6 protein-coding genes are annotated in these 11,848 nt (G+C 59.5%); all 6 read left to right on the top strand.

Annotated elements, in window-relative coordinates; translation table 11 throughout:
- Positions 1–4 precede the first annotated feature (4 nt).
- The 6 genes from pilQ (at position 5) to ACF0H7_RS29365 (ending at position 11,781) form a co-directional block, all read left to right on the top strand.
- On the top strand, positions 5–2,092 hold the full coding sequence (gene pilQ, locus ACF0H7_RS29390) for a type IV pilus secretin PilQ (RefSeq protein WP_397450300.1): 2,088 nt from the start codon (positions 5–7) through the stop codon (positions 2,090–2,092).
- A 4-nt stretch (positions 2,093–2,096) separates the two neighbouring features.
- Positions 2,097–2,615 carry a shikimate kinase AroK gene (gene aroK, locus ACF0H7_RS29385; RefSeq protein ID WP_397450299.1) on the top strand — a complete coding sequence of 173 codons (519 nt, stop codon included), beginning with the start codon at positions 2,097–2,099 and terminating at the stop codon, positions 2,613–2,615.
- Positions 2,616–2,778: 163 nt separating this feature from the next.
- Complete coding sequence (aroB, locus tag ACF0H7_RS29380) at positions 2,779–3,882, top strand: 3-dehydroquinate synthase (RefSeq protein ID WP_397450298.1); 1,104 nt, start codon at positions 2,779–2,781, stop codon at positions 3,880–3,882.
- Positions 3,883–3,891: 9 nt separating this feature from the next.
- Positions 3,892–5,526, top strand: a complete 1,635-nt coding sequence (locus ACF0H7_RS29375; protein WP_397450297.1) for an AAA family ATPase — start codon at positions 3,892–3,894, stop codon at positions 5,524–5,526.
- A gap of 358 nt (positions 5,527–5,884) precedes the next feature.
- Entirely contained in the window at positions 5,885–10,330 is a 4,446-nt protein-coding gene (gene gltB / locus ACF0H7_RS29370; RefSeq protein WP_397450296.1) for a glutamate synthase large subunit, read from the top strand.
- A gap of 32 nt (positions 10,331–10,362) precedes the next feature.
- A complete protein-coding gene (locus ACF0H7_RS29365; protein WP_397450295.1) occupies positions 10,363–11,781 on the top strand; it encodes an FAD-dependent oxidoreductase in 1,419 nt (472 codons plus the stop codon).
- The last annotated feature ends 67 nt before the right edge of the window (positions 11,782–11,848 follow it).

Here is an 11,848-nt window from a genome sequence, read left to right as displayed (position 1 = left end):
GATAATGACTAGGATTTTCTCGGTTATCGGCATTTCGCTCTGGGTAGCGATGGTTTCGCCGATGCTCCAGGCGGCCAATCTTAAGACGCTGGATGTCGCGGCGTTGCCTGGAGATCGCGTCGAGTTAAAGCTGACGTTTGACGGTCCGATTCCGGCACCGCATGGCTATACCACCGAGCAGCCGGCGCGAATCGCCCTGGACCTGCCGGGTGTCACCAGCCAGTTGGCAACCAAGACCCGCGACCTGAGTGTGGGCAACGCCCGTAGCCTGGTGGTGGTCGAAGCCAAGGACCGCACGCGAGTCATCATCAACATGACAGCGCTGGCCCCGTATAGCACGCGGGTCGAGGGTAATAACCTGTTTGTGGTGGTCGGGCAGGGCGCTTCAACCGCCCAGCGCTCGCAACCAACCACCGCTGCCGGTGCCGCGCGCGTCTCGGTTCCGGCCGTGGCGCCAGCCAAGCCTCGCGTGGCGGTGGGCAAGGCGATCAAGAATATCGACTTCCAGCGCGGTGAATTGGGCGAGGGTAACGTCGTCATCGAGCTGAGCGATTCGGGCATCGCGCCCGACATCCAGGAGCAAGGCGGCAAGATTCGTGTCGACTTCGCCAAAACCGTGCTGCCAGACCCTCTGCGCGTGCGCCTGGACGTCAAGGACTTCGCCACTCCGGTGCAGTTCGTCACCGCCAGCGCTGCGGGTGACAAGGCCAGCATCAACATTGAACCCAGCGGCGCCTTCGATTATTCGGCCTACCAGACCGACAACAAGCTGACCATCAGTGTGCGGCCGTTGACCTCGGAAGACGTCGAGCGGCGTAACGCCGACAAGCTGATCTACACCGGGGAAAAGCTGTCGCTGAACTTCCAGGACATCGACGTCCGCTCGGTGCTGCAACTGATTGCGGACTTCACCAACCTCAACCTGGTCGCCAGTGACACCGTTCAAGGCGGGATCACCCTGCGCCTGCAAAACGTGCCATGGGATCAAGCGCTGGACCTGGTGCTGAAAACCAAAGGCCTGGACAAGCGCAAGATCGGCAACGTGTTGCTGGTGGCGCCGGCTGACGAGATCGCTGCCCGTGAACGTCAGGAACTGGAGTCGTTGAAGCAGATTGCCGAATTGGCGCCACTGCGTCGCGAGTTGTTGCAAGTGAACTACGCCAAGGCCGCCGACATCGCCAAACTGTTCCAGTCGGTGACCAGTGCTGAAGCGAAAACCGAGGAACGTGGGTCGATCACCGTCGATGAGCGGACCAATAACATCATTGCCTACCAGACGCAGGATCGTCTCGACGAGTTGCGTCGTATCGTCTCGCAGCTGGACATCCCGGTACGTCAGGTGATGATCGAAGCCCGTATCGTCGAAGCCAACGTCGGCTACGACAAGGCGCTCGGCGTGCAGTGGGGCGGTTCGACCAACCGTGACGGCAGCGGCAAGTGGACCGTTGCCGGTAACAGCCAGGTGACTACGCCTAGCGGGGTCACGCCGAACACCAACTCTCCCTACGTCGACTTGGGCGCCGCCAACGCTACCTCCGGGATCGGTGTCTCGTTCCTGACCGACAACATCCTGCTGGATCTGCAGCTCAGTGCGATGGAGAAGACCGGCAACGGTGAAGTCGTCTCGCAACCGAAAGTGGTCACCTCCGACAAGGAAACCGCGAAAATCCTCAAAGGCACCGAGGTTCCGTATCAGGAAGCCAGCTCCAGCGGTGCGACGTCAGTGTCCTTCAAAGAGGCGGCGTTATCGCTGGAGGTGACGCCGCAAATCACCCCGGACAACCGGATCATCATGGAAGTGAAAGTCACCAAGGATGAGCCGGATTATGTGAACACGGTGCTAGGTGTGCCTCCGATCAAGAAAAACGAAGTGAACGCCAAGGTGCTGGTATCGGACGGCGAGACCATCGTAATTGGTGGTGTGTTCTCCAATACGCAAAGTAAAACCGTTGAAAAGGTGCCATTCTTGGGCGATGTGCCGTATGTTGGCCGCCTTTTCCGGCGCGACGTAGTTTCGGAAGCTAAATCCGAGCTGCTGGTGTTCCTCACTCCGCGTATCATGAATAACCAGGCGGTTGCTGTGAGTCGTTGATTCTGTGCGAAATTTAATACTTGTAGGGCCGATGGGGGCGGGTAAAAGCACCATCGGTCGCTTGCTTGCCAAAGAGCTGCGGTTGCCGTTCAAAGACTCCGACAAGGAAATTGAACTGCGCACCGGCGCCAATATCCCGTGGATCTTCGACAAAGAAGGTGAGCCGGGCTTTCGTGATCGCGAGCAGGCGATGATCGCTGAGTTGTGTGCGGCCGACGGCGTGGTGTTGGCGACGGGTGGCGGCGCAGTCATGCGCAGTGAAAACCGCCAGGCCTTGCATGCAGGTGGCCGCGTGATTTATTTGCATGCTTCGGTGGAGCAGCAAGTAGGGCGCACCGCTCGTGACCGCAATCGTCCTTTGCTGCGTACGGCCGATCCGGCGCGCGTGCTACGCGAACTGCTGGAAATCCGTGATCCGCTGTACCGGGAAATCGCTGATGTGGTGATCGAGACCGATGAGCGACCTCCGCGCATGGTGGTTCTGGAAATCCTCGCGCGGCTCGCAGAGTTGCCTCCCCGTTAAAGCATGGGCAGAAATACGCTATCCTCGGTGATTAATAAAATAGCGTCGAAGTATGGCGTAAGGCCATGATTGTTATGGCTGCCTTGATTTTTTAAGCAGAGCATTTTTTAACCAAAGCTCAGAGATGACGCGACAAGCGCACTCTTTATCAGTGTGGGGACACATGCAGACACTTACGGTCGAGCTGGGCGAACGAAGCTATCCGATTTACATTGGCGAAGGTTTGCTGGACAAACCCGAGCTGCTGGCGCCGCACATTGCCGGACGGCAGGTGGCAATTGTTTCCAATGTAACGGTTGCTCCGCTTTACCTTGAGCGTTTGACCCGCACGCTGAGCACTTTCAATGTGTTGCCTGTCATCCTCCCCGATGGTGAGGCCTTCAAGAACTGGGAAACCCTGCAAACCATTTTCGACGCCCTGCTCACCGCACGTCATGACCGCCGTACGACGGTCATCGCCCTTGGTGGCGGTGTGATTGGCGATATGGCGGGCTTCGCCGCTGCCTGCTATCAACGTGGCGTGGATTTCATTCAGATCCCGACCACCCTGCTGTCGCAGGTCGATTCGTCGGTGGGCGGCAAGACCGGGATCAATCACCCGCTGGGCAAGAACATGGTCGGCGCGTTTTATCAGCCCAACGCGGTGCTCATCGATACCCTGTCGCTCAACACACTGCCTGAGCGCGAGCTGTCGGCGGGTCTGGCTGAAGTCATCAAATACGGCCTGATCTGCGATGAGCCGTTCCTGACCTGGCTGGAAGAGAACGTCGATCAGTTGCGTGCCCTCGATCAGGCGGCGTTGACCGTTGCCATCGAGCGATCCTGTGCGGCCAAGGCTGCGGTGGTGGGCGCCGATGAGCGCGAAACCGGCGTGCGGGCTACCCTCAACCTCGGCCATACCTTCGGTCACGCCATCGAAACCCACATGGGCTACGGTGTGTGGTTGCACGGTGAGGCCGTCGCTGCCGGTACGGTGATGGCGCTGGAGATGTCCGCGCGCCTCGGTTGGATCACCCAGCAGGAGCGTGATCGCGGGATTCGCCTGTTCCAGCGTGCCGGGTTACCGGTTGTACCGCCGCAAGACATGACCGAAGAGCATTTCCTCGAACACATGGCGATAGACAAGAAAGTAATCGATGGCCGCCTGCGCCTGGTCCTGCTGAAGCGGATCGGCGAAGCCGTGGTGACTGCCGATTATCCAAAAGAAGTTTTACAGGCCACCCTCGGAGCGGATTACCGCGCCCTGGTGGATCAGCTTAGAGGCTAATGAAATCCCATGACTAGTTTGCATGCCGACGAGGCCTTTCTCGGCCATTACCAGTTGAGTCATGACCCCTTCGCAACGCGGGTGCCTGGCTTCAAGTTCTTCCCGGCCCAACGCAAGCCGGTGCTGGGACAACTGCATCACCTGGCGCGCTACAGCGAACTGCTGCTGGTGGTCGCGGGGCCGCATGGCAGCGGCAAGACCTTGCTGCGTCAGGCGCTGGTCGCCAGTACCAACAAGCAGTCGGTGCAGAGTGTCGTGGTTTCGGCGCGCGGTGCGACTGATGCCGATGCGGTTTTGCGTCAGGTGGCGCAGGGGCTGAACGTCGTTCAGCCGGAGATCAACGCCATCCTGTCCCAGGTCGTGCAATTGGCCCTGACCGGACAGGAAGTCTATTTATTGGTGGACGATGCCGAACAACTCGGCGAATCCGCACTCGAAGCATTGCTTGGGTTGGCAGCGGGTACGCCGGAAGGCCGTCCGCATGTGTTCCTGTTCGGCGAATCGGCATTGATCGAGCGTCTGGATCAGCTCAGCGCCGAGGAAGAGCGCTTCCACGTCATTGAGTTGCAACCCTACACGGAAGAAGAAACGCGGGAATACCTGGCTCAGCGTCTGGATGGTGCTGGTCAAGGCATCCAATTGTTCACGGCGGATCAGATCACCGATATTCAGGAACAATCCGGCGGCTGGCCAGGCACGATCAATCAGGTCGCCCGCGATGCCATGATCGAAGCCATGATCGCCAGCCGCACGGCGGTGAAGCGTCCAAGTATGGGGTTCAAAATGCCGAAGAAACACGTAGTGGCTTTAGGTGCGGTAGTCGTTGTCGGGATATTGGCGGCGTGGCTGATGCCAGGTCGTAGTAATACGGGTACCGCGCCGGCATCCGCCACAGCACCAACGGCCCAGGCGCAATTGCCGCTGGGTCAGGGGCAGCCAGCTGCTCAACAATCGAACAATCAGGGCGGTCCGGCGATTGAATTCGCCGGCAACTCGCAGCCGATGCCATTACCGTTGGTTGGCAAGTCGCAGCCAGTGATGCGTGGCCCGCTGGCGGAAGCCGCTGGTGATGGTGATGGCGATGATGTGGCTCCAACAGCACCTTCCGGCCCAACCAGCAGCTTCCAGCCGCCAACCGTAACCACCACTGCGCCGCCTGCCGGTGTCGCAGCGGGCCCGGCACCTGCCGCGCCTGTCCCTGTGACGCGTGCACCCGTTGCGGCGGCCAAACCTGCTCCTGCTCCTGCCGCCAAGCCTGTGCCTGCACCGGTTCAGGTTGCGACCGCCAAGCCAGCGCCCAAAGCTGCTGAGAAGCCGGTTGAGAAACCTGCGGTAGCGGCTTCCAAGCCTGCTGCCGGCGGCAACTGGTATGCCGGTCAGGCGCCGGGCAACTATGTCGTGCAAATACTTGGCACCAGCTCCGAAGCCACGGCTCAAACGTTCGTCAAGGAGCAGGGCGGCGAGTACCGTTATTTCAAGAAAACGCTGCAGGGCAAACCCCTGTATGTCGTGACTTACGGCAACTTTTCGACCCATGCCGCTGCCACCGCAGCTATCCAGGTATTGCCAGCCAAGGTTCAGGCTGGTAAACCTTGGCCTCGTACTGTCGCCAGCATCCAACAGGAACTGGCCGCAAGTCGCTGAAGTCGTGGCGGCCTTATCCAGGCCGCCAGCACAGCACCCCCGAAATGCCGCTTGCGCGTGCTGCTCCAGAGCAGCGCGCCTTGCGGTGTCTGCGTTACAGAAGTAACCAGTATTTCCGGGCGTTCCAGTCGAATTCATAAAAAAGACTTTGACTAGCACAACATCTGGCTTTAAACCTTTCATTAATGCGACATAGTTTTGCGACGTTTCGTCGCTAAATTTGTGGGGCTTTGTGTCGGTGTGTACAATGACCTCCCTTTTGCCTCCGCCAAGCTGGCGTACGTTCAGCGCGGACGGTAAACGGTTGAATTGAAAAGAAATTTGCCTCGATGAGAGGCAGCCTGGTGAGAAAGTGTCTATGAAAGCAGGTCTGTACCATCCAGATGAATTCAAGGATAACTGTGGCTTTGGCCTGATCGCCCATATGCAGGGCGAGGCTAGCCACAGCCTGTTGCAGACGGCTATTGAAGCCCTGACCTGCATGACCCACCGCGGTGGGATCAACGCTGACGGCAAGACCGGCGACGGCTGCGGGCTGTTGATACAAAAACCTGATCTGTTCCTGCGTGCCACGGCCAAGGAACATTTCGGTGTCGATCTGCCCAAGCAATACGCGGTTGGCATGGTGTTCCTCAATCAGGACACCGCCAAGGCTGACGCTGCGCGCGACAACATGAATCGCGAAATCCTCGCAGCGGGCCTGCAACTGATCGGCTGGCGCAAAGTGCCTATCGATACCAGTGTTCTCGGCCGTCTGGCGCTTGAGCGCCTGCCGCAGATCGAACAGGTGTATGTCGGCGGCGAAGGTCTGAGCGATCAAGACTTCGCGATCAAACTGTTCAGCTCGCGTCGCCGTTCGTCGGTGGCTAACGCTGCGGATACCGATCACTACATCTGTAGCTTTTCGCACAAGACCATCATTTATAAAGGCCTGATGATGCCGGCCGATTTGACGGCCTTCTATCCAGACCTCAAAGACGAACGCCTGCAAACCGCGATCTGCGTGTTCCACCAGCGTTTCTCTACCAACACCTTGCCGAAGTGGCCGCTGGCGCAGCCATTCCGCTTCCTCGCCCACAACGGCGAGATCAACACCATCACCGGCAACCGCAACTGGGCACAGGCCCGTCGCACCAAGTTCGCCAACGAGTTGATCCCGGATCTGGAAGAGCTCGGCCCGTTGGTCAACCGTGTCGGTTCCGACTCTTCGAGCATGGACAACATGCTGGAGCTGATGGTGACCGGCGGTATCGACCTGTTCCGTGGCGTGCGGATGCTGATTCCGCCTGCGTGGCAGAACGCCGAGACCATGGACGCCGAGCTGCGCGCGTTCTACGAATACAACTCGATGCACATGGAACCGTGGGACGGCCCGGCGGGTGTGGTCATGACCGATGGTCGCCACGCAGTGTGCCTGCTCGACCGTAACGGTCTGCGTCCGGCGCGTTGGGTTACCACCAAAAACGGCTTCATTACCCTTGCGTCGGAAATCGGCGTGTGGAACTACAAGCCTGAAGACGTCATCGCCAAAGGCCGTGTCGGGCCGGGCCAGATCTTCGCCGTGGACACCGAAACCGGCCAGATCCTCGATACCGATGCCATCGACAACCGCTTGAAGTCGCGTCATCCGTACAAGCAATGGCTGCGCAAGAACGCCCTGCGCATTCAGGCATCCTTGGTCGACGACCAAGGCGAAGCCAGCTACGACACTGACCAGCTCAAGCAATACATGAAGATGTTCCAGGTGACGTTCGAAGAGCGTGATCAGGTGCTGCGTCCGTTGGCCGAGCAAGGCCAGGAAGCCGTAGGCTCGATGGGTGACGACACGCCAATGGCCGTGCTGTCGCAGCGTGTTCGCACGCCTTACGATTACTTCCGCCAGCAGTTCGCGCAGGTCACCAACCCGCCGATCGACCCGCTGCGTGAAGCCATCGTCATGTCGCTGGAGATCTGCCTCGGTGCCGAGCGCAATATCTTCCAGGAATCGCCAGAGCACGCTTCCCGCGTGATCTTGAGCACGCCAGTGGTTTCGCCGGCTAAATGGCGTTCGCTGATGACCCTGGATCGCCCAGGCTTCGACCGCCATTTCATCGACCTCAACTACGACGAGAGCATCGGCCTTGAAGCGGCGGTGTTGAACATCGCCGATCAGGCTGAAGAAGCCGTGCGTTCGGGCAAGACTCAGTTGGTGTTGAGCGACCGCAACATTGGCCCAGGCAAGCTGCCGGCTCACGCCTCGATGGCGGTCGGCGCAGTCCACCACCGCCTGACCGAAAAAGGCCTGCGTTGCGACAGCAACATCCTGGTCGAAACCGCGACTGCCCGTGACCCGCACCACTTTGCGGTGTTGATCGGCTTTGGCGCATCGGCGGTCTACCCGTACCTCGCTTATGAAGTGCTGGCCGACCTGATCCGCACTGGCGAAGTGCTGGCCGACCTGGACGAAGCGTTCAAGTACTACCGCAAAGGCATCTCCAAGGGCCTGCTGAAGATCCTGTCGAAGATGGGCATTTCCACTGTGGCCTCGTACCGTGGCGCGCAATTGTTCGAAGCCATCGGCCTGTCCGACGAAATCGTCAACCTGAGCTTCCGTGGCGTGCCGAGCCGGATCAAGGGCGCGCGTTTCGTCGACCTCGAAAATGAACAGAAAATGCTCGCCGTCGAAGCCTGGAGCCCGCGCAAGCCGATCCAGCAAGGCGGTCTGCTGAAGTTCGTCTACGGTGGCGAATACCACGCGTACAACCCGGACGTGGTCAACACCTTGCAAGCGGCTGTGCAGCAAGGCGACTACAGCAAGTTCAAGGAATACACCTCGCTGGTCGACACCCGTCCGGCGTCGATGATCCGCGACCTGTTGAAAGTCACGACCCTCGACCAACCACTGCCGATCGACGAAATCGAGCCGCTGGAGAAAATTCTCAAGCGTTTCGACTCTGCCGGTATTTCCCTGGGTGCATTGTCGCCCGAGGCTCACGAAGCCTTGGCCGAGGCGATGAACCGTCTGGGCGCGCGCTCCAACTCCGGTGAGGGGGGCGAAGACCCTGCACGTTACGGCACGGTGAAAAGCTCGAAGATCAAGCAAGTGGCGACCGGCCGTTTCGGCGTGACCGCTGAATACCTGGTCAACGCCGAAGTGCTGCAGATCAAGGTCGCGCAGGGTGCCAAGCCCGGCGAAGGTGGTCAGCTGCCCGGTGGCAAGGTCAACGGCCTGATCGCCAAGCTGCGTTACGCGGTGCCTGGCGTGACCCTGATTTCGCCTCCGCCGCACCACGACATCTACTCCATCGAAGACTTGTCGCAGCTGATCTTTGACCTGAAACAGGTCAACCCGGCAGCGCTGGTGTCGGTCAAGCTGGTAGCCGAAGCGGGCGTTGGTACTATCGCCGCTGGCGTGGCCAAGGCTTATGCCGACCTGATCACCATCTCCGGCTACGACGGCGGCACCGGTGCATCGCCGCTGACTTCGATCAAATACGCGGGCGCTCCGTGGGAACTCGGCCTGGCCGAAACCCACCAGACCCTGCGCGGCAACGACTTGCGCGGCAAAGTCCGGGTGCAGACCGACGGCGGTCTGAAAACCGGCCTCGACGTGATCAAAGCGGCGATTCTCGGCGCCGAAAGCTTCGGCTTCGGCACCGCGCCAATGATCGCGCTGGGCTGCAAATACCTGCGTATTTGCCACCTGAACAACTGCGCCACCGGCGTGGCGACTCAGAACGAGAAGCTGCGCAAAGATCACTACATCGGCACCGTCGACATGGTGATCAACTTCTTCACCTTCGTCGCAGAAGAAACCCGTGAGTGGCTGGCCAAACTGGGCGTTCGCAGTCTGGAAGAGCTGATCGGTCGTACCGATCTGTTGGAAATCCTGCCGGGCGAAACCGCCAAGCAACAGCATCTGGACCTGACGCCACTGTTGGGCAGCGACTACATTCCTGCGGACAAACCGCAGTTCTGTGGCGTTGAGCGCAACCCGCCGTTCGACAAAGGTTTGCTGGCCGAGCAAATGGTCGAGATGGCCAAACCGGCGATTCAGAGCCTCAGCGGCGCTGACTTCGCCCTCGATATCTGCAACTGCGATCGCTCCATTGGCGCGCGGATTTCCGGCGAAGTGGCCAAGCTGCACGGTAACCAGGGCATGAGTAACGCCCCGATCACCTTCCGCTTCAAAGGCACGGCCGGGCAGAGCTTCGGCGTGTGGAACGTCGGCGGCTTGAACATGTATCTGGAAGGCGATGCCAACGACTACGTGGGCAAGGGCATGGCGGGCGGTAAGCTGGTCATTGTTCCGCCGGTCGGCAGCGCGTTCAAGACGCAGGACAGTGCGATCGTGGGTAACACCTGCCTGTACGGCGCCACTGGCGGCAAGTTGTTCGCAGCCGGTACCGCGGGCGAGCGTTTCGCGGTGCGTAACTCCGGCGCCCACGCCATCGTTGAAGGCACTGGCGACCACTGCTGTGAATACATGACAGGCGGCTTCGTTGCCGTGCTGGGCAAGACCGGCTACAACTTCGGTTCCGGCATGACCGGCGGCTTTGCCTACGTGCTGGACCAGGACAACACCTTCGTGGACAAAGTTAACCACGAACTGGTAGAAATTCAGCGGATCAGCGGTGAAACGATGGAGGCTTATCGCAGCCACTTGCAACGCGTACTGGTCGAATACGTCGAGGAAACCAACAGCGAGTGGGGTCGTAACCTCTCGGAAAACCTCGATGACTATTTGCGCCGGTTCTGGTTGGTCAAGCCTAAGGCTGCCAGCTTGAAATCGTTGCTTTCCAGCACCCGTGCCAACCCGCAGTGATATGCGCCTGAAGTGTTTGATGAGGTTTTAACATGGCTGAACGTCTAAGCAACGACTTCCAGTTCATCGAGGTAGGGCGCAAGGATCCGAAGAAGAAACTCTTGCGTCAGCGCAAGAAAGAGTTCGTCGAGATCTACGAACCGTTCAAGCCCCAGCAGTCGGCCGATCAGGCCCACCGCTGCCTGGGCTGCGGTAACCCGTACTGCGAATGGAAGTGCCCGGTGCACAATTTTATTCCGAACTGGCTGAAGCTGGTTGCGGAAGGCAACATCCTGGCCGCGGCGGAATTGTCGCACCAGACCAACACCCTGCCGGAAGTCTGTGGCCGGGTGTGCCCGCAGGATCGTCTGTGCGAGGGTGCCTGCACCCTGAACGACGGTTTTGGCGCGGTGACCATCGGTTCGGTGGAGAAGTACATTACTGACACCGCGTTCGCCATGGGCTGGCGCCCGGACATGTCCAAGGTCAAACCGACCGGCAAACGTGTCGCGATCATCGGCGCCGGGCCTGCGGGCCTCGGTTGTGCCGACGTGCTGGTGCGTGGTGGCGTCAAGCCAGTGGTGTTCGACAAGAACCCGGAAATCGGAGGTCTGCTGACCTTCGGTATCCCTGAGTTCAAGCTCGAAAAGAGCGTGTTGAGCAATCGTCGTGAAGTCTTCACCGGCATGGGTATCGAGTTCCGTCTCAATACCGAAATCGGCAAAGACATCACCATGGAGCAACTGCTCGAAGAATACGATGCCGTGTTCATGGGCATGGGCACTTACACCTACATGAAAGGCGGTTTCGCCGGTGAAGACCTGCCGGGCGTGCACGACGCGCTCGACTACCTCATCGCCAACGTCAATCGCAATCTGGGCTTCGAAAAGTCGCCGGAAGATTTCGTCGACATGAAGGGCAAGAAAATTGTGGTGCTGGGCGGTGGTGACACCGCGATGGACTGCAACCGTACTTCGATTCGCCAGGGCGCCAAGTCGGTGACCTGCGCTTATCGTCGTGACGAAGCCAACATGCCTGGCTCACGTAAAGAAGTGAAAAACGCCAAGGAAGAAGGGGTGAAATTCCTCTACAACCGTCAGCCGATTGCCATCGTGGGCGAAGACAAGGTCGAAGGCGTGAAGGTGGTAGAGACGCGTCTCGGCGAACCGGATGCCCGTGGCCGTCGCAGCCCAGAGCCGATTCCGGGTTCAGAAGAGATTATTCCGGCCGACGCCGTGGTCATCGCCTTCGGTTTCCGTCCAAGCCCGGCGCAGTGGTTCGAGCACTTCGATATCCAGACCGACAGCCAAGGCCGGGTGATTGCTCCAGAGCAGTCGCAGTACAAGCACCAGACCAGCAACCCGAAAATCTTCGCCGGTGGCGACATGGTTCGCGGTTCTGACCTGGTGGTGACGGCGATCTTCGAAGGCCGCAATGCCGCCGAAGGGATCCTGGATTACCTGGGCCTCTGATCCGGACGTTTAACCTGACGGGCGCAGCTTGAGTAGTGCGCCTTGAAGTGGAAACCTACCTTCGCAA

The sequence above is a fragment of the Pseudomonas sp. NA-150 genome (assembly GCF_044336365.1).
Lineage (GTDB): Bacteria > Pseudomonadota > Gammaproteobacteria > Pseudomonadales > Pseudomonadaceae > Aquipseudomonas.
This window is presented reverse-complemented; position numbering and strand designations above follow the sequence as displayed.